General features: G+C 34.0%; 19 protein-coding genes and 1 riboswitch. Of the genes, 6 read left to right on the top strand and 13 right to left on the bottom strand.

The annotated features are described in order from the left end of the window. Positions 1–41: 41 nt before the first annotated feature. Positions 42–1,127 (bottom strand): Delta(10) desaturase DesB, encoded by a 1,086-nt coding sequence (gene desB / locus ABH957_RS19880; RefSeq protein WP_002091268.1) that lies wholly within the window; start codon positions 1,125–1,127, stop codon positions 42–44. 578 nt (positions 1,128–1,705) lie between these two features. On the opposite strand from desB, the gene ABH957_RS19875 reads away from it, so the two are divergent. After that, positions 1,706–3,232, top strand: a complete 1,527-nt coding sequence (locus ABH957_RS19875; protein ID WP_404457599.1) for an FAD-dependent oxidoreductase — start codon at positions 1,706–1,708, stop codon at positions 3,230–3,232. Positions 3,233–3,330: 98 nt separating this feature from the next. Here ABH957_RS19875 and ABH957_RS19870 read toward each other — a convergent pair whose 3' ends face one another. Both ABH957_RS19870 and ABH957_RS19865 read right to left on the bottom strand, forming a co-directional pair. Then, positions 3,331–4,113 carry a nucleotidyltransferase domain-containing protein gene (locus tag ABH957_RS19870; protein WP_404457597.1) on the bottom strand — a complete coding sequence of 261 codons (783 nt, stop codon included), beginning with the start codon at positions 4,111–4,113 and terminating at the stop codon, positions 3,331–3,333. A 113-nt stretch (positions 4,114–4,226) separates the two neighbouring features. After that, the gene (locus ABH957_RS19865; RefSeq protein WP_404457594.1) at positions 4,227–5,336 is read right to left on the bottom strand and encodes a PRK06851 family protein; all 1,110 of its coding nucleotides are present in this window, start codon (positions 5,334–5,336) and stop codon (positions 4,227–4,229) included. A gap of 149 nt (positions 5,337–5,485) precedes the next feature. Beyond that, positions 5,486–5,598: riboswitch (SAM riboswitch) on the top strand. An 85-nt stretch (positions 5,599–5,683) separates the two neighbouring features. Between ABH957_RS19865 and ABH957_RS19860 the strand changes: the two genes are divergently transcribed. Next, on the top strand, positions 5,684–6,316 hold the full coding sequence (locus ABH957_RS19860; RefSeq protein WP_002091277.1) for a cyclase family protein: 633 nt from the start codon (positions 5,684–5,686) through the stop codon (positions 6,314–6,316). A gap of 25 nt (positions 6,317–6,341) precedes the next feature. Here the strand turns inward: ABH957_RS19860 and ABH957_RS19855 are convergent, their stop codons facing one another. The 8 genes from ABH957_RS19855 to ABH957_RS19820 all read right to left on the bottom strand — a co-directional run bounded on the left by ABH957_RS19855 (position 6,342) and on the right by ABH957_RS19820 (position 12,138). Continuing rightward, positions 6,342–6,725 carry a hypothetical protein gene (locus ABH957_RS19855; protein WP_404512064.1) on the bottom strand — a complete coding sequence of 128 codons (384 nt, stop codon included), beginning with the start codon at positions 6,723–6,725 and terminating at the stop codon, positions 6,342–6,344. A gap of 229 nt (positions 6,726–6,954) precedes the next feature. Then, on the bottom strand, positions 6,955–8,181 hold the full coding sequence (locus tag ABH957_RS19850) for an ATP-binding protein (RefSeq protein WP_151304929.1): 1,227 nt from the start codon (positions 8,179–8,181) through the stop codon (positions 6,955–6,957). Between the two features lie 143 nt (positions 8,182–8,324). Further along, the gene (locus ABH957_RS19845; protein WP_404512062.1) at positions 8,325–9,590 is read right to left on the bottom strand and encodes an S-adenosylmethionine decarboxylase related protein; all 1,266 of its coding nucleotides are present in this window, start codon (positions 9,588–9,590) and stop codon (positions 8,325–8,327) included. A 232-nt stretch (positions 9,591–9,822) separates the two neighbouring features. Next, on the bottom strand, positions 9,823–10,491 hold the full coding sequence (locus ABH957_RS19840) for an LSm family protein (RefSeq protein WP_002016710.1): 669 nt from the start codon (positions 10,489–10,491) through the stop codon (positions 9,823–9,825). A 14-nt stretch (positions 10,492–10,505) separates the two neighbouring features. Beyond that, complete coding sequence (locus ABH957_RS19835) at positions 10,506–10,646, bottom strand: hypothetical protein (RefSeq protein WP_219300418.1); 141 nt, start codon at positions 10,644–10,646, stop codon at positions 10,506–10,508. Positions 10,647–10,670: 24 nt separating this feature from the next. Next, complete coding sequence (locus ABH957_RS19830) at positions 10,671–11,120, bottom strand: spore coat protein (RefSeq protein ID WP_113938009.1); 450 nt, start codon at positions 11,118–11,120, stop codon at positions 10,671–10,673. Between the two features lie 20 nt (positions 11,121–11,140). Further along, positions 11,141–11,650, bottom strand: a complete 510-nt coding sequence (locus ABH957_RS19825) for a spore coat protein (protein ID WP_113938010.1) — start codon at positions 11,648–11,650, stop codon at positions 11,141–11,143. Between the two features lie 248 nt (positions 11,651–11,898). After that, a complete protein-coding gene (locus tag ABH957_RS19820) occupies positions 11,899–12,138 on the bottom strand; it encodes a helix-turn-helix domain-containing protein (protein ID WP_002010190.1) in 240 nt (79 codons plus the stop codon). A gap of 181 nt (positions 12,139–12,319) precedes the next feature. On the opposite strand from ABH957_RS19820, the gene ABH957_RS19815 reads away from it, so the two are divergent. Continuing rightward, on the top strand, positions 12,320–12,688 hold the full coding sequence (locus tag ABH957_RS19815; RefSeq protein ID WP_016103223.1) for a hypothetical protein: 369 nt from the start codon (positions 12,320–12,322) through the stop codon (positions 12,686–12,688). Positions 12,689–12,919: 231 nt separating this feature from the next. Here ABH957_RS19815 and ABH957_RS19810 read toward each other — a convergent pair whose 3' ends face one another. Then, positions 12,920–13,969: an NAD(P)/FAD-dependent oxidoreductase gene (locus ABH957_RS19810; RefSeq protein WP_113938012.1), complete on the bottom strand. Its 1,050-nt coding sequence runs from the start codon at positions 13,967–13,969 to the stop codon at positions 12,920–12,922. A 330-nt stretch (positions 13,970–14,299) separates the two neighbouring features. Between ABH957_RS19810 and ABH957_RS19805 the strand changes: the two genes are divergently transcribed. From ABH957_RS19805 to ABH957_RS19795, 3 genes are read left to right on the top strand one after another with little or no spacing between them, the layout of a single operon-like run. After that, positions 14,300–15,217, top strand: coding sequence for an iron-hydroxamate ABC transporter substrate-binding protein (locus tag ABH957_RS19805; RefSeq protein ID WP_000732562.1), 918 nt, complete (start codon positions 14,300–14,302; stop codon positions 15,215–15,217). A 48-nt stretch (positions 15,218–15,265) separates the two neighbouring features. Continuing rightward, positions 15,266–16,306, top strand: a complete 1,041-nt coding sequence (locus tag ABH957_RS19800; protein WP_002139451.1) for a FecCD family ABC transporter permease — start codon at positions 15,266–15,268, stop codon at positions 16,304–16,306. After that, positions 16,303–17,310 carry a FecCD family ABC transporter permease gene (locus ABH957_RS19795; protein ID WP_044444293.1) on the top strand — a complete coding sequence of 336 codons (1,008 nt, stop codon included), beginning with the start codon at positions 16,303–16,305 and terminating at the stop codon, positions 17,308–17,310. The genes ABH957_RS19800 and ABH957_RS19795 overlap by 4 nt, the downstream gene beginning before the upstream one ends. 44 nt (positions 17,311–17,354) lie before the next feature. On the opposite strand, the gene ABH957_RS19790 is transcribed toward ABH957_RS19795, so the two are convergent. Next, positions 17,355–17,996, bottom strand: coding sequence for an L-fuculose-phosphate aldolase (locus ABH957_RS19790; protein ID WP_404446861.1), 642 nt, complete (start codon positions 17,994–17,996; stop codon positions 17,355–17,357). Between the last annotated feature and the right edge of the window lies 1 nt (position 17,997).

Below are 17,997 nucleotides of genomic sequence, written 5' to 3'. Positions count from 1 at the left end.
AGCTCTAAGAGAGCTTGCTTTTTCATCGTAAAATATGTCTATTATTGATTTACTTTTTTTATAGTCTCTTTTTCCTCTATATGTTCCTCACGATATGAAATATTATGAGGATCCAATCCATTTCCTAAAGAACCATAGAAATGCTCCCTATGCGGATCAACTAATTCACTTCCGTGATAATACACACGTGGTGTATTCCAAAGTGCTGCCAAAGCTTTTGTCATCGGCATTTCGTGATAGCGTTCCGGCCACATTTCTTTAATTTTATCTTTTACTAATGGATAGTATTTAGAACTCATAGCAGGAAACAGATGATGTTCTGTATGGTATGAGAAATTGAAATGTAAAACGTCTACCCAGCGCGGTACTGTTACTGATAAACAGTTTGCTAAAGGATCATTTACTGGAACAATAGGATTTAAGCGGTGATTTGTTGCGATATACGCCATTACAATAAAGTTAGCAATTAACAACGGAATCACGTATGCAAAGAACCACTTTGTAGGTCCCATAATAAACAATAAACTAATCCAAACTGTCCAGGGCAAAAGAAGTTGAAGCCATACAGATTTTTGATTGGATGACTTAAATTCTTTTATAAAATGAAAGAACATTCGAGTCGAATGTAACGTAAATTGAATTGTTAGTGACAGGAAACTAAAGAATGAACGTACATGAAGAGGCATGCGATATACCCAACTCAAAAACTTACTCTTTTTCAGTTTCTCAAATGTCGGCCATGCATCTGGATCATTCTCTTCATGCTGTGTGTGAACATGATGCGTTGCATTATGCCACTTTCTCCAAAGTTTTGGGCCAGTTGATAATGGCATAAATGCTATCGCACCTAAAAAATCACGAAGCCATGCCTTTCTTACAACTGTTCCATGTAAAATTTCATGTCCTAAAAATCCAAGTGAAGCAAAACATAATCCAAGAACAATTGCAATTCCTAGATTTGCCCACACATTCAATTCAAATACACCGATCGTTATTAAACCAGCCAATGCCACAAGTAAATAAGCCAGTCCACCAAATAATCGATTAGGAACTGGTTTAAATGCTTTTTTCGGCAAATGTGGTGCTACACGTGCTGCATACCACCCAAACGTATGAAGCTCCTTCATCCTTTTGCCCCTTTCTTATGCCGCGCCCCGCGCAACTTGCATATATCAATTCTTGCTTCCAGATTGATTTTACTACGTGATCCAAAAAGCATTTATCATAAGGAAAATATACTCACTCTATCGTCACTTAATTTTCGCTTTTATTATCAATGAAAAACATTTCTCTTTTTACTCTCTATCAACCTTTCCACATGATGAATCATAACAATAGAATTTCTATATTGTCAACAACTTTTATGACCTAGTAATAAAAGTTGGTTATATTTTTATAATTATACTTTATTTCACTAAAGAAAAAGCATAGATTTCATAAGGCTTTATCAGGTATATATACATATCCACTTAAACAACATAGACTCTATCTTATTCAAGAACTCTCTATGTAATCAACAAATGGAATCACTTGAATTTAGCTTTATATAAATCCTACTTCTTCATACTGCCCCAATAAAATAATTATATTAAAATATTTTTTCTTTCGTTTAGTAAGAATAGAACGCTACGAAAACAACATACATGAATTCCATATAAGATGGAAATATTAAAAGGAAAATTGTTCTAATTTGGAGGTTTTCAAAATGACAGATGACACATTTCCGCAGTTACCATCATCCTATTGGATTGAATCTACTCAATTTCCTACTTTTCCTCATTTATCCGAAAATATAAAGACAGAAGTTGCTGTTATCGGAGCTGGTATTACAGGCATTACCACTGCCTATTTACTCGCTAAAGAAGGAATGAAAGTCGTTTTAATTGATTCTGGTCTTATTTTAAATGGAACGACTGGGCATACAACCGCAAAGGTAACGGCACAACATGATCTTATTTATGATGAATTAATAAATCATTTCGGTGTGGAAAAAGCCCGACTTTACTATGAATCAAATAATCATGCTCTACAATTCATAAATGAGACTGTGCAAACATATAAAATCGACTGTAATTTCTCAAATGAAGATTCGTATTTATATACAACTACTGATAATGGATTAAGAAATTTATCGAAAGAATATGAGGCCTATCAAAAATTAAATATACCTTGTGACTATGTTCAATCCCTGTCGATTCCTATTCCCGTACAATCTGCACTTGTCATGAAAAACCAAGCACAATTCCATCCCCTCCTTTATTTGAAAACACTTTTAGAAAAGTTTGTGGAGATGGGCGGCAAAGTTTATGAACAAACAACAGCTATTGATGTGGAAAAAGGTGATTGTCCACAAGTCATTACAAAGGGTGACCATCGCATCACTTGTAAATATATTGTCTCTTGTTCACATTTTCCTTTTTATGATGCTAATAGCTTTTTCTTTACGCGAATGTATGCAGAACGCTCATATGCTCTTGCAATAAAAGCAAAAACAGATTATCCAGGTGGCATGTATTTAAGTATTGATGATCCAAAACGCTCCATACGTTATACGACAAGCAATGGAGAAAAGTTGATATTGATTGGCGGAGAGAGCCATAAAACAGGCCAAGGAATTAATACGATGCTTCATTATGATGCACTATATTCCTTTGCTGAATCTACTTTTGGAGTAGATGAAATTCCTTATAGATGGTCAGCGCAAGATTTAATCACGCTAGATAAACTCCCTTATATCGGACATATTAACGAAAGGAATCCAAATATATTTGTGGCAACTGGATATCGTAAATGGGGAATGACGACTGGAACTGCAGCAGCTCATTTACTGAAGGACTCCATTCTAAAAGTCCACAGTCCATATAAAGAACTGTTTGCACCATCACGCTTTCATGCAAATCCGGATATAAAAACTTTCCTCTCTCAGAACATTGATGTTGCTAAACATTTAATTGAAGGGAAAATTGAAACCGCATTACGTAAACCAGAAGATCTTGAAGTTGGCGAGGGATCTGTTGTACATGTTAACGGTAAACGAGCAGGTGCTTATAAAGATAAAGAAGGAAAATTACATATCGTCGATACGACTTGTACACACCTCGGTTGTGAAGTTGAATGGAATAACGGTGATTGTACTTGGGATTGCCCTTGTCACGGTTCCCGTTTTTCAATTGATGGGAATGTTATGGAAGGTCCAGCAGATCAACCATTAAAGCGAGTTGATAACGAATAATTACAGATTCAGCGTGAATTTTCATTTACTCCCTTTTGTAAGAATAATCGTAACTAGCAACGTTTTCTTTATTCCTAAAACACAAAAAGAGCACAAACTCACTTGTGCTCTTTTTCATATACTTCAAACAACATATTTCGAAATAATGTATTCAAACTCTCAATATCAATCCCTAATCTCTTTTCAATATCTTTCACATATTGCTGATAATAATTAATTTGTTCTTCTAAAAATTGATTTAGCACCTCAATTTTCAATCCAACGTCCAATTCAGTACCTGCTTTTTTCTTTATTAACAACTTTTCAATTTCATTCAATACACTAGGCTCTACTGATAGTTCCATAATTAACCGGTCAAATTCTACTGGGGGCAATGTCCCTTTCTCTTCTAACCATTTACAAGCTAAAATAGGACGTAATACGTAAAAGTACTTTTTCAACTTTACATTTTCACCTTGTAAAAATTCACGATAGTTTTTTGAAGCCATATGTAAGTAATGATATATCGTTGATTTCGGATTAAAATCCTTTTCACTCATTTGCTGAAGCTGCTCTGGAAGGTTCGAGTTTTCCGAATAAAAAATCGGCGATCGAATCCATTCGAGTAACGCTGGATTTGACTTTGCAAACAGTTGCAAAGCCTTTTTAATATCCCAACCACTTATGTCTAAATCATCACTAATTGGATATTCGATTACATCACGCTTATCATGGATTGATAAATACCATTCTACAGGGTGTATATAAACAAACCTAACATCATAATCACTATCTTTCGATGGAAACCCCCACGCCCGACTCCCTGATTCCACAGCGAATAAAATTTTCACACCATTCTCTTTTTCAATTCGCTCTAGTTCTAATTCAATTTTCTCTCTCATTTCATACCATCTCCATTTTTTGATTATTTCCCTGGGAATTCGACAAATATACGACTAATTTTACTATATACCAAAACAGCTGTCAGACAATTTCTGACAGCTCAATAAAGCACCTATTTTTTATTTTCAATTACAGTAGCAGTAATTCGTTCAAACTCTTTTTGAATTTCCTCTTTATATGCATCCACTTTTGAAAAATCCATAGCAGCAATATAAATTCGTTCTAATTTATCACGAACTGATTTTGCTTTTGCTAAGAAAGACATTGCCTCATTCATTTTTGCTTTATATTGAATGGAAACGTCACGAATTTCTGTAGCATACTTCTCATCCGTCCCCGGTTTAACAATAAGAGCATACATATCTATAATCTCATCACCTTCGCGACTTGGAAAATATTCATGTGGTGCGGTACTATCAAAAATTGCAAATCCTAATTCTCTTACGATAACCATATCAAGACTATTCGGGTCAAATCCGCAATGATATACTTCAACGTCAAAACCTTTTTCTTCTGCTGCCTTCGATAACTTTTTGAGCATTGTTGATTTTCCAGAGCCCGGGCGTCCTTTTATAAAATAACGATGTGGTAACCCTTCTGTTAAATTAGGAACAAAATCAACTGCTCCTTTCGGTGTAGCAGCTCCTAAAAAACGATGTTTCACAATCGATTGTTCTCCCTTTTTATCTGCAAATAATTTCTGAATTAGCTGTTCTGTTAGTTCATTTGCTTTATTAAAATCAATGTTATTAATATATATTTTCTCCCACTCATCATGTATAACTAACGCCTCTTTAAAACATCCGTAAGCAGATTTGAAAGCCTTGCCCGCTTCTAATACAAACCGTTCAATTTCTAACTTCTGCTTTCTTAATTTATCTGAGTCCCAAGCAACTCCTAAATTTATATACTCTTCAATAACTCCTGGCATTTTCGGCTCAATAACATGCGGTGATGTTCCATCAACAATTCCTACTTTTAATTTCGGAATAATCACTCCATCAACTGACTTATTATCAGAAGAACAATGCAAAAGTTCAATATCATATCCTTTTTCAACCCATTCACGACCTATTGCCTTAATTAAAGAAGATTTTCCCGTTCCTGGACCACCCTTTAAAATAAACAACCTATCTAGTCCTTTTAAATTCTCTTCGTATAAATTATGAAATCCTCTAGCTGTATTGCCACCAGCATAATAATTCAATACATTCCCTGTCACTGCACTCACTCCTTCGCAACAGTCTACTTACATAAGCTACAATATGCGAGCAACTTTATTTGGGTGAACACCTAATTTGTATTGCACGAAAAAAGGAAATGAATTACAATTTAAATATCACAAACATTCCGAATTTAAAACCGAATAAACCTTTATCAAGAGAGGCAGAGGGACCGGTCCTTTGAAGCCCAGCAACCTCAGTTTATGCAAACTGAATAGGTGCTAATTTCTGCAAAATGCATTGCATTTTGGAAGATAAAACTCAACTAGTATGTAAAGCTCATCTTTCTTGATTATGAAGGATGGGCTTTTTATTATTTGAAAAAAATATATTGGAGGTATGTAAAATGAAAGTAATTGATCTATCACAAACGTTTGAAAATAATATGTCTCAATTTCCTGGAACACCAAAAATCCAACTAGAAGCCATTACAAGCGTTGAAGAAACAGGTTATCAAGTTACGAATTTTCATTCTGTCGTTCATGTTGGTACGCATTGTGATGCGCCTGCTCATTTCATTTCAGGCGCAACCACTATTGATCAATTACCCCTAAATCAATTTGTAGGCGAAGCTGTCCTTATCGATGTGACTCATGTTCAAGAGCGAAAATTACCTAAGGAAGTATTACATACTGTCGACATAAAAGAAGGCGATATTGTCATTTTCCATTCCAATCTATCTAATAAATGGAATACCGAAGCTTATGAGAAAGAAGCGTTTTATCTTTCCGAAGAATTAGCTGAAGAACTAGTTCAATTAAAAGTAAAATCTGTCGGTTTAGATTTTATTTCTCCTGATGAGGTAACGACAGAAACATCACCGATTCATCACATACTGTTAGGAAATAATATTTACTTAATTGAAAACTTAACAAACTTAGATGCCATTAAAGCGAAACGATTCTTTTTCTCAGCAGCACCTTTAAAAATTAAAAATAGTGACGGTGCTTTCGCAAGGGCATTCGCTGTTATTTTTTAAACATGGTCTACAAAAAAAGCAAAGATCACTTTTGACCTTTGCTTTTATATTTTTTATTTAAGTTAAAAAAGAATTGTTCCACCCTTGGGCGTATCCAAGCTAAATAATCTTTATCTTTCTTCTTTGTACAAGCTATCTCTTCTCCATCTACCATTTCGACAAGTTCTAGCTCTAACAGTTGCCTCGTAAATGCTACCATATTTACTTCTTCTGCTGGATATTCTTCTTTTAATTTCCCCTCAATTTCCCCCAATAAAAAACCGTCACGCATCATTGCTAGTGCATCAATCCAAAGTGGCGGCATTTCATATGTCTCTCCTGTAATCGTATCTTTTACAATATAGTTCTTTTGCTCTTTTCGAAATTGAATCGTGTGTAAACATACAGTCGAATTTAATGTTAATTCCATCATACCACCCCTTTCATCATATCCGCATAGAAAAAAGGATGCGCGTGCACCCCTTCTTTTCTTTTCATAACACTACTGAACCGTTACATGAGCTAAAAGCTCTATGTCGATATTTTCCTCCATTATAAACGAAGTGTTTTATAAAAAAAACCCTTCTTGAAACATTTTATAAAATGTTTATATTTACACAACAAGAACACTTTTCTGAAAAGTAATTTCGTCTAATGCACTACACTGTTGGTAAATAAATTTCCACTTTCGTTCCTATCCCCATACTACTTTCAATCGCGATACTCCCTTGATGTTCTTCAATAATTTTATATGTAATCATTAATCCAAGACCTGTACCATTCTCTTTTGTTGTATAAAAAGCTTTTCCGATCTTTTCTATTTTCTCATTTTCTATCCCAAGACCTTGATCTTCAACAGAAATACACAAGTTCTCTCCAGCTTTTTCATATGCCAGAATCTGAATATTCCCGCCTCCTGGCATCGATTCAATTCCATTTTTGATGATGTTTAACAACACTTGTTTTAATTGCTTATCATCACCATTTATAACGGGTAAATTTCCATCTACTTGCAAATTAAATTTCACTTTATATTGAGTCGCATAGCTTTCCATTAACTGTACAACATATAAAAGGATTTCCCCTATATTACACCATTCATAATTTGTTGGTTTCGGTTTTCCTAATAACATCAATTCACTAACAAACCCATTAATTCTCTCAATTTCTTGCAGCATAATCTCATAGCTCATCGTATCTTCAGGATTTCTTTCTTTTTGAATTTGTGTAAATCCTTTTAAAGCTGTTAATGGATTTCGAATTTCATGAGCGATTGTTGTAGACATAGTCCCAATAACCGCTAAATTTTCTGTCTCTTTCATACTGTTCATCATCTCAACAACTGTCCTTACATAAGATTGAAATCTCTTTAATAAAGAATGCGAAATGATGAAAAAGAATATACATAATACAAGCGGAATCACAACTTTTACATCTTGTAATATCAAAGTAAAAAATACATATTTTCCAATTACACTACAGGAAACGAAATAAAAATATTTTCTGTTCACGAAAATCGGTGCAAATAAAATTAAAAATATTTCAACCATATTTCCATTTTCAAAAACACGATCACTGTGTAAATAAATCATTAAGTTATTAATAAGATCAATAAGCATGTACCCAATTAAAAATAAGTATTTCACAAAATATACATAACCTTGTTTTTGAAGATATATTGAAATAGGAAATAAAGATATTACTAATATATATACACCTATTCCCATACCACCTTCTGGCCACCCTACCCTTGCTTCATTAATATTCATAGCGGGATAAATAAAATAATAGATAACGTCATATAAAAAGAATATAATATAGAATAATAATATAAATACTTTTAAAGCTTCTCTTTCTTCATAAATCAAGCTCTTGTATTTGTTCATATAAAAACTCCTCTTGATCAATACAAAAAAACATTTCAAGTGTTATCTCTTTAAATTATAATTATGAAATTGCTTTCAGGGCAACATGTAACCTTCTAATACTAAAAGGAAGGAGATACATCTCCTTCCTTTTCAGTTACAATTTACATCCATCTTACCCTATCATTTAGCAATCCATCTGTGAAATTATTATGTCCTACTACAAAATCCTTCATATATAAATTTAAATATTCCCCATACTTACTTTCAGTATTTAATAATAATTCTTCTACATAATAAGTGCCTTGTCCAAAAGTATCTAACAGTAAACTACATAAGCCAGCATAAATTCCACACCCGACTTGGAAGTACGTCGCATTTGTTTTATATTTTTGAAAAACTTGGCTACTATTCATTACATTATACATGTATGTCTCATTATGTTCATAAACGAGCAACACACCGACTAAATCTTCTCCTATAATATCATCTTCTGCTGGATTAAATACTTTACGATTCCAATTCCATAAATCTTCCACTTTATCTAAGTTCTGTCTGATTAAGTTTGTTGTATACTCATTGATCCGATAAAGAAAACCTACTTCCATATTAAAAGATTTCCCTAAAATTAAAACTTCTTCATGTGGCATTAAGCAACCATAAAATTCTTTTTCACCTAACTTTACTTTATACTCTGAAGCATATACATCCTCATAAAAGTAAAGTGGACGATGATGACTCATATACATAGGATAACTCCATATCGCTTCATCAAGAAAACGCTCAACTGCCCATGATGCATAAAGTGTATGAGGTTTTATAAGCTCTTTATCATTCAAAAATGAATTATCATGTTCTACAATATAGCATGCTCGCGGCTTTTCATTTGGACGTTCTTTCATAAGCTCAACAACCATCCATTGAACAACACCAGGATTCATACCTGAGCCTATAATCGCTCTTGTATTTGTAAATGTTTCTTTCTCCTTCTCAAACCTCGTATACCTTTCCGTAAGCTGAAAACCACGTAAACTATCGTCTTGATCTACTGCCTCATTTTCCAAAGCCGAATTAATATAACAAATGCCAAGGTCATTACAACAACTCAGTACCCTAATTGTATCTGCACCTGAAACATCAATAACAACCTTCGTTCTTTTTTCCTTTAAATGATGTTTAAATTTGACTACATCTTGAAGGTTTATTTCATATAAAAAAAATTGCTCTTTCAAATTTGGAAACAACTCATCATAATAACTTTTATCTTTTTGTTTTATATCCACCAAATGGAAGTTCATATTCTTTATCACTTCATAAATTGGATCTTTTTCATTTACTACCGCTTGATTCAAAATTGCTAACACTGCTTTTGCTGCTCCACCAGCACTTCCAAGTAATGTAATCGAAAACGAATTTGGAAACTGCTCCACAAACAAAACCCCTTTAATAAAGTAGTTGAGCAGCTCTTCCTCAAAAAGTGAGTTGAATACACCAAAAGGTAGCTCGTACACCTTTAGTACAAGATTGCCCCTTCAAAGATCACACTAACATACCTATATGATATTCAATTCATTTTCCCCTCATATCCAAATCGAATTAAACAAATAGGCTCGACCTTTTCTTCCCTATATATAAAAGAAAAAGCCAGCCCTTTCAACTAGCCTACGGACAATGGACAGATTTCACATGTTGAATATTCACGTACATTTTTGCGTCACGTGCTTTTAATATTTCAATATGCCCTTCATCAATTTTCGTCATCTTTCCGATTTTATTAGATTCCTCGCCTAAATCAAACACCATAATTTTCCCTGACATTTTAATAAGCTGTTCTTCAAAAGTTCTAGCTAGAGTAATATTTAATGGATTTACGGGGAGTTCATTTTTATTGAGGGAATAAGGTACTTGGTTCTCTTTATAAGGAATTAACCACTTCAAATGCTTTAAAGATATATATACAGTTTTGTAAACAGGGCTATAAAAAACAATATAATCGTTCATCACACTTGTAACATAACCGTGTATCGGAACATTTCCTGCCACATAAATTTCTGTAAAAATCCCTTTAGATGTGATTAATACTTTTCTCAAAGAAATTGAAGGTGATTCCCTCTTAATTACAGAGTCCACACCAGGCTTTAATATTTCTTCATCATGCTCTCTTAAAAATTTATAATACTGGATATGGTATAAAGATATATATACATAGTCTTGTCCATTGTAAAGAACTACAATATCATTTCCTACATCAATTAATACACCTTTAAATCTTTTTTCACCGATTAATTTAACGTATATATTTTCTCCAATATTTTTGTTTAACTCATTCATCTATATCCTCCTTTCTATAAAATACTACTTTTCCTGCCTTCCATTTCTAAAAAAATAATCAGGGCAATGTTCTGTCTTTTAGTAGTAAGAAATTCTTTTTCATATATCGCTAATAATTGTAGCGAACTATGAAATCGTTCTTCACTTCCAATCATAATGCCCCTCTTATTTATCAAACATTATTCTTCTTCATTCTTTTTACACTTAACTACTTGATTCACACTCTTAATATGATAAATAATCACGTAAATGACTTCATCACCATTTACTAGCGTAATGCATTCATCATGTACTTCACTTAATAAACCTTCCACACACTCTGGTCCACCACGATTAACCTTTATCCACTTATACTTCAGGTCACTTAATACATCTAAAAAAGTATCTTCATCAGAATAGAAACATGAACCATAGTAATCGTCACATTTTGTTTCTTTCACTTTCTTGACTAGACTCTTCACATGTTTCAACTGATAATATACTACTTCTCCATGAGGTAATTGTAGTGTAAGGTAATCTTTCCCCAACGATAAAAGTACACCTACTCGACTTTCCGGCCCGCGCAGATTTACCTTTACATTTTCACCGACTAAACCTTTAATTTGATCACAGCATAATAGACTCTCCAATTTCATATCCTCCTTTCTTATTATCTTCCTCTTCTTGATTGTCTTTGTGCACGAGCTCGACTTGAATCATTGCTACTTTCATCACTTTTCTCATCGCTCTCTCCACATACTGATTCGTTATAACTAACACTTTTAATATGAGCTAGTGCAATTAATATAACTTCCTCTTTTATAATTAACGTTACATAATCACAAGAAACGTCTTGTAAAATGCCTTCAACTTTCTCTGGACCACCACGATTAATTTTTACCCAGCGGTATTTGAAGCTTTGAAGTAGCTTTTCAAAATCTTCTGCACAGTCATATTCCAACCAGCCACAATCATCTGTTACACAATCTTTCGTATTCTTTGTAATACTTTTCAGATGGCGAAGCTGATAGTAATAGCGCTCTCCTTTTTCATTCTTTAATACGAAGTAGTCCGTACACACTGATACTATTGTTCCTTTTTGAGATTCTGGTCCACCTCTGTTTACTCTTACATAAGATCCAATTAAATCTTTCAAAAAATCACAATGAAGTAAACTCACGAGAAAACCCCTTCCATTAATTTATAAGCTTTTGCACTGATAGTATATGTATCTGTACAGGTTATGTTCGCTATGTTTGTCCCCGCTATGAAAAAATATGCTTTTAACTAATAATACTAATCCCTATAAAATCTTCTTTCCCTTAAAGTAACTCTAGGATTTCGGATGACTTTTTCATCCCTTAATATAAAAAGCCCCCGTATTAAGATACATTTCTGCATATCTTAATACGGGGGCTTTTTATAAATTTAATCTTCGTCTTTAACATCCATATCTTCTGGAATTGGTTCATTTAATATTTCTTCCACTAACTGCTTATATTTCTCCATTTGTTCTAAATGTGTATTAAACTGTTCCTTATTTATTAAATATTGCTCTCCATCAAACAATGCACGAACTTTCTTTTGCTGAATTAAGTCTTCAACATACGATTTTGGTAATTTCAAATACTCCGCAGCCTCTTCTATCGTTATATACAATGTGTTCATTCCTTTATTATTTTTTCATATACATAATGTATCTTACTTTATTTTTGTAAACAAATAAAAAAGATTTTGTAAATACAAATTAAAAAGCAGGTAGATGCATTCCATATATTGTATAATAGTATAGTAAGTATTTTTTAAATATAGAATGGTATTACCCATTTACACAAAGGAGAGTTAACATATGGCTACTCGTCACATCATTACAATGTTAGAAAAAACATTACGAGTTGAAACAGAAAACACAATTTCTCATCTATCTAAGTCTTTATCCGATCGTATTCTTTCACAAAGTGCAGCAGTACATGAAAATAATTGTTATCATACGATTGGTGAATGGTACAAAAATCATTTCTTATTCCAACAAGATGATTTCCTTTGGGCTAAATACGTTTTCTATGATGCATATTGTGAAGCTATAAAAAAACAAGGCAATCTTACAAAACGCGTTCGTCAAATATTAGAATCATTAGCTCGACAACATGGAAAACAATATATTGTTTCTATACAAAATATTCCATTTCCTAATGAACAGACAAAAGGGACCGCATAATTTAATAATGGTCCGCACAAACCAACTATAGATTCATTGTTTCCTAGAAAGATTTACAAATAAAATGTTCAAGTCTTTGTATTCCCTTTTTATAGAAATACATTCATATGACATGAACTAATGAAAACGGTGTCATGAAAATGATTGAAAATATAGTAAACAGGAAAAACCCCATTTGTATCTCTCGTCCATAGAAATAGAGATGTAAATGGGGGTATACTTGTTCCTTTATTATTTCATCATCTGCTTAATCAATTCTCGATTTCTCTTCTTAAATACTTCATTATGAGAAGAAACCATTCCGTACTCACTTGCATCAGGTTGAATAAATTGTTTCGCTTTATTCACAGCGTTTCCAGCATCTTGGAATGCCCCTGCGATTAAATGTAATTTCCCTTCATGCTTTAAAATATCTCCAGCGGCATATAATCCGTCTACCGAGGACTCACTATTTGCATTCCCTGCAATATAATAATTGTCAACAATAGCAACATCTAGCTCACTATTTTCTAATAATGTTATATCGCGTTCATATCCATGATTAATAATAACTTCATCGATAGATAAATGAGAAATTTCTCCAGTTTCATGATTTGTTAATTCTATATATTCAATCGCTTCATGGTTATCACCAGCAATTAATTTTGTAATCGATGTATTAAAGAAACATTCTGCTGAACTGTTCATAAGTTGTTTTACTTGTGCTTCATGACCAGATAATTCTTCTTTTCTATATGTTAAATAAACTTTTTTTGCGATTGGTTCTAATTCGTTCGCCCAATCAATTGCGGAGTTCCCTCCGCCTGAAATAATTACCGTTTTATCTTTGAAACGTTTTAACGATTTAACTGTATAATTTAAATTTGAGACTTCGAATCTCTCAGCACCTTCAATTGATAACTTTTGTGGATTCAATATACCACTCCCAGTTGCGACGATCACTGTTTTTGAAAAATGTTCTTCCCCAGAGCTTGTTTTCAATGTAAAAATGCCATCCTGATTACGAATAATTGATTCTATTTTTGTATTCAATACAACTTCAGGCTGAAATGTTAATCCTTGTTGTACAAGTTGCTCAATTAATTTATCACCAGTAACCGGTAATAATCCGCCAATATCCCAAATCATTTTCTCCGGATAAACATGTATTTTTCCACCTAACTGTGGTTGAAATTCTATTATTTTCGTTTTCATCTCTCTTAGTCCACTATAAAAAGCTGAATAAAGCCCTGCAGGTCCTCCGCCTATCACAGTTACATCAAACAATTCTTCTTGATTCATTCGTGTCACTCCTCAGCTACTAATAATTGATTATCATTCTCAATAAAATATAACTTGTTTTTATAAATTTTACAATCAAAATCACTATTGACAATACACCTATATAAAATTATAGTATTTAAAGAATCAATAGTGATAATCATTATCAATTTGTTAATTATTAGCAACTGTGAGATTACATCTTCTTCTATTACTATGGTGAATACTATATGGTAAAATCTCAAGTTCAAGATTGTTAATAAGACTTTTGTATTACCACTAACTTTTCAAAAGATCAAAGCCAAACAATTTATTGTATATCACATATCATCTATCAAAAGGAGAAAGACGATGAAAAAATTATTCATTTCACTAACAGTTCTGTTCGTCCTTGTTATGAGTGCTTGTAGCAATGGTTCAACAGACAAGAAGAACGACGCAAAAGGTAAGAAATCAGAAACAATTACATACCAATCTGAAAATGGTAAAGTTGAAGTTCCAGCAAATCCACAACGTGTTGTTGTCCTATCATCATTCGCTGGTAACGTAATGTCATTAGGTGTAAATCTTGTTGGGGTAGATTCATGGTCTAAACAAAACCCACGTTTTGATAGCAAACTGAAAAATGTCGCTGAAGTATCAGATGAGAATGTTGAAAAAATTGCTGAATTAAATCCAGATTTAATCATTGGTTTATCAAATATTAAAAATGTTGATAAGTTAAAGAAAATCGCTCCTACTGTAACATACACTTACGGAAAAGTTGATTACTTAACACAACACTTAGAAATCGGTAAATTATTAAATAAAGAAAAAGAAGCAAAAACTTGGGTTGATGATTTCAAGAAACGCGCACAAACAGCTGGAAAAGACATTAAAGCGAAGATCGGTGAAGATGCAACCGTTTCTGTTGTTGAAAACTTCAACAAGCAGCTTTACGTATACGGCGAAAACTGGGGCCGTGGAACAGAAATTCTTTACCAAGAAATGAAATTAAAAATGCCTGAAAAAGTAAAAGAAAAAGCCTTAAAAGAAGGATACTACGCATTATCTACTGAGGTATTACCTGAGTTTGCTGGTGATTACTTAATCGTAAGTAAAAACAAAGATACTGATAACTCATTCCAAGAGACAGAATCATATAAAAACATTCCGGCAGTAAAAAATAATCGTGTATATGAAGCAAACATGATGGAATTCTATTTCAATGATCCACTTACATTAGATTTCCAACTAGACTTCTTCAAGAAGAGCTTTCTTGGTCAATAATACAAACATGAGGAATTCTTAATTTAAGAATTCCTCTTCCTTTATTCTATGAAAAGAAAAGATGTGAAACTGATGAAAAAAGAGCAAGACAACCTACGTTCCAACGCTTTTACATACAAATTAATTTTGAGTATCATTGCATTCTTTCTTATTTTTATGTTTGCAATGGTGTTAGGCGCTGCAGATACTTCTATAAAAGACGTATGGTTAGCACTTACTTCCTCTGCTAAAGGAGATAAGCTATCCATCCTTCGTGAAATACGTTTACCACGTGAAGTTGCTGCTATTTTTGTAGGAGCTGGACTCGCTGTTTCTGGTGCAATTATGCAAGGATTAACGCGAAACCCACTTGCCGATCCTGGATTACTTGGCCTAACTGGTGGCGCAAATGCTGCACTTGCACTAACACTTGCCTTCAATCCTTCTATAAGCTACCTTTACTTAACACTAGCTTGCTTTATCGGTGCTGCAATTGGCGCTATTATGGTATTTGGAATTGGCATGGTGAAAAAGGGCGGACTTTCTCCTCTTCGAATTGTATTAGCTGGTGCTGCTGTTTCAGCATTTCTACTTGCAATCTCAGAAGGTGTTGGCATTTACTTTAAAATTTCACAAGATGTATCAATGTGGACGGCTGGGGGCGTAATTGGAACGAGTTGGAGCCAATTAAAAATTATTATTCCGGTTATTTCAATAAGTATATTTATCGCTATCTTACTTGCAAAGAAATTAACAGTTCTTAGTTTCAGTGAAGAAGTTGCCGTTGGACTCGGTCAAAAAATAATCGTTATTAAAACGATTTTATTTATCATTATTATCTTGCTTGCTGGTGCTTCTGTAGCACTTGTCGGAAACATGGCATTTATCGGCCTTATGGTACCCCATATGGTTCGTCCAATCGTTGGACCAGATTACCGTTTTGTTATACCGATGTCAGCGATTGCTGGTGCTTCCTTTATGCTGCTCGCAGACACAATCGGACGTACAATTAACGCTCCGTATGAAACACCAGTTGCTGCAATCGTCGCAATTGTAGGATTACCATTCTTCCTATTTATTGTACGTAAAGGAGGAAGAACTTTCTCATGATGCAATCTATTCTAAAGAAACAACGCCTTATCATACTTGCATTACTCATACTTACCATCACAACAATTGTAATTGGAATGGGACTCGGTTCTGCCGCTCTCTCCTATGACAGATTAATCCCAACACTTATGGGACAAGGTACATTTAAAGAAGAATTCGTTTTATATTCTTTAAGGCTACCTAGAATCGTCATTACATTATTAGCCGGTATGGCACTCGCTTTATCAGGTGCTATATTACAAGGTATTACCCGAAACGATTTAGCTGAACCTGGTATTCTGGGCATTAACGCTGGTGCTGGTGTTGCAGTTTCTGTTTTCTTTCTATATTTCCCGATAGACGTAGGTTCATTTCTTTACCTACTACCAGTCGTTGGATTTATCGGTGCGTTTCTAACAGCTGTTCTAATTTACGTATTTTCATATAGCAAATCCACAGGCCTTCAGCCAATAAGATTAACATTAACCGGCATCGGTTTTTCCTTTGCACTATCTGGCGCGATGATTGTACTTATTTCATCTGCAGATCGTATGAAAGTAGACTTTATCGCTAAATGGATTGCCGGAAACATTTGGGGAGATGACTGGACATTTGTTTTAGCAATGCTTCCATGGCTAATCGTATTAATCCCATTTGTCTTCTATAAAGCAAATCGATTAAATATACTAGCATTAAACGAACCAGTAGCAATCGGTGTTGGAATTGAAATTGAAAAAGAACGAAGATACTTATTAATCGCAGCCGTTGCACTTGCTGCCGCTGCTGTTTCCGTAACAGGAGGCATTAGCTTTATCGGACTTATGGCTCCTCACATCGCCAAATCTTTAGTAGGTCCAAGGCATCAAATATTCATCCCTATCGCCGTTTTAATCGGCGGATGGTTATTACTACTAGCGGATACAATTGGACGAAATATCGTCGAACCTAGCGGTATTCCAGCTGGTATTGTCGTTGCTTTAATTGGTGCACCTTACTTTATGTATTTGTTGCTTAAGAAAGTGTAAGAAACACCCTCAAGATTTTTTCTTGAGGGTGTTTTCATTTCATTCTACTGCTGTCCATACCCTTCAAACTTCTTCGACAAATTCTCCATCTCGTCTTCTGGCAGTAATTTCGGTTCTCCAACACTTTTCGTTTGATAATAAATTTGAGCACAAAACTCTATTTCTTCTGCAATAGTAAACGCCATTTTTATATTATTTGCACCAGCCATTAAACCATGATTCGCAAGTAAAACTGCACGACGATCAATCATTCCTTCCAAAGCAGCCTCTGCTAATTGCTTCGTACCAAATGTTTCATATGGTGCACAGCGAACATTCGGACCTGCAAAAGCAATTAAATATGATACAGCAGGAAGTTCCCATCCTAATGATGCGATTGTCTTCGCATAAGGAGAATGTGTATGTACAAGCGCATTTATATCTTCACGATTTCTATAATAGATAAGGTGCATATCTAATTCGCTTGATGGTTTTCTCTCTCCTTCTATCACTTCACCATCTAAATTCAATATAACTACATCTTCAGGCGTCGTTTCATAATAATCTAGACCACTTGGGCTAATTGCAACAAGACCTTGTTCACGATTGAAAATACTAATATTACCGCCAGTCCCCTTTGTTAAACCACTAGAAATCATTTTCTTTCCGTACGCTACAACTTCTTCTCTTTCTTTTTGCAATAACATA

Origin of the sequence: Bacillus sp. RC242 (assembly GCF_044908245.1) — a bacterium.
In the GTDB taxonomy this organism is placed as follows: Bacteria; Bacillota; Bacilli; order Bacillales; family Bacillaceae_G; genus Bacillus_A; species Bacillus_A mycoides.
Note: the sequence above shows the minus strand (reverse complement) of the source record. Positions and strands in the feature narration are given on the sequence as shown.

What these genes read in the sequence shown, in the direction of transcription:
- desB (WP_002091268.1), bottom strand. Translation starts at nt 1,127, where the DNA reads ATGAAGGAGCTTCATACGTTTGGGTGGTATGCAGCACGTGTAGCACCA.
- ABH957_RS19875 (WP_404457599.1), top strand. Translation starts at nt 1,706, where the DNA reads ATGACAGATGACACATTTCCGCAGTTACCATCATCCTATTGGATTGAA.
- ABH957_RS19870 (WP_404457597.1), bottom strand. Translation starts at nt 4,113, where the DNA reads ATGAGAGAGAAAATTGAATTAGAACTAGAGCGAATTGAAAAAGAGAAT.
- ABH957_RS19860 (WP_002091277.1), top strand. Translation starts at nt 5,684, where the DNA reads ATGAAAGTAATTGATCTATCACAAACGTTTGAAAATAATATGTCTCAA.
- ABH957_RS19855 (WP_404512064.1), bottom strand. Translation starts at nt 6,725, where the DNA reads ATGGAATTAACATTAAATTCGACTGTATGTTTACACACGATTCAATTT.
- ABH957_RS19850 (WP_151304929.1), bottom strand. Translation starts at nt 8,181, where the DNA reads ATGAACAAATACAAGAGCTTGATTTATGAAGAAAGAGAAGCTTTAAAA.
- ABH957_RS19840 (WP_002016710.1), bottom strand. Translation starts at nt 10,491, where the DNA reads ATGAATGAGTTAAACAAAAATATTGGAGAAAATATATACGTTAAATTA.
- ABH957_RS19835 (WP_219300418.1), bottom strand. Translation starts at nt 10,646, where the DNA reads ATGATTGGAAGTGAAGAACGATTTCATAGTTCGCTACAATTATTAGCG.
- ABH957_RS19820 (WP_002010190.1), bottom strand. Translation starts at nt 12,138, where the DNA reads ATGAACACATTGTATATAACGATAGAAGAGGCTGCGGAGTATTTGAAA.
- ABH957_RS19815 (WP_016103223.1), top strand. Translation starts at nt 12,320, where the DNA reads ATGGCTACTCGTCACATCATTACAATGTTAGAAAAAACATTACGAGTT.
- ABH957_RS19810 (WP_113938012.1), bottom strand. Translation starts at nt 13,969, where the DNA reads ATGAATCAAGAAGAATTGTTTGATGTAACTGTGATAGGCGGAGGACCT.
- ABH957_RS19805 (WP_000732562.1), top strand. Translation starts at nt 14,300, where the DNA reads ATGAAAAAATTATTCATTTCACTAACAGTTCTGTTCGTCCTTGTTATG.
- ABH957_RS19800 (WP_002139451.1), top strand. Translation starts at nt 15,266, where the DNA reads ATGAAAAGAAAAGATGTGAAACTGATGAAAAAAGAGCAAGACAACCTA.
- ABH957_RS19795 (WP_044444293.1), top strand. Translation starts at nt 16,303, where the DNA reads ATGATGCAATCTATTCTAAAGAAACAACGCCTTATCATACTTGCATTA.
- ABH957_RS19790 (WP_404446861.1), bottom strand. Translation starts at nt 17,996, where the DNA reads ATGTTATTGCAAAAAGAAAGAGAAGAAGTTGTAGCGTACGGAAAGAAA.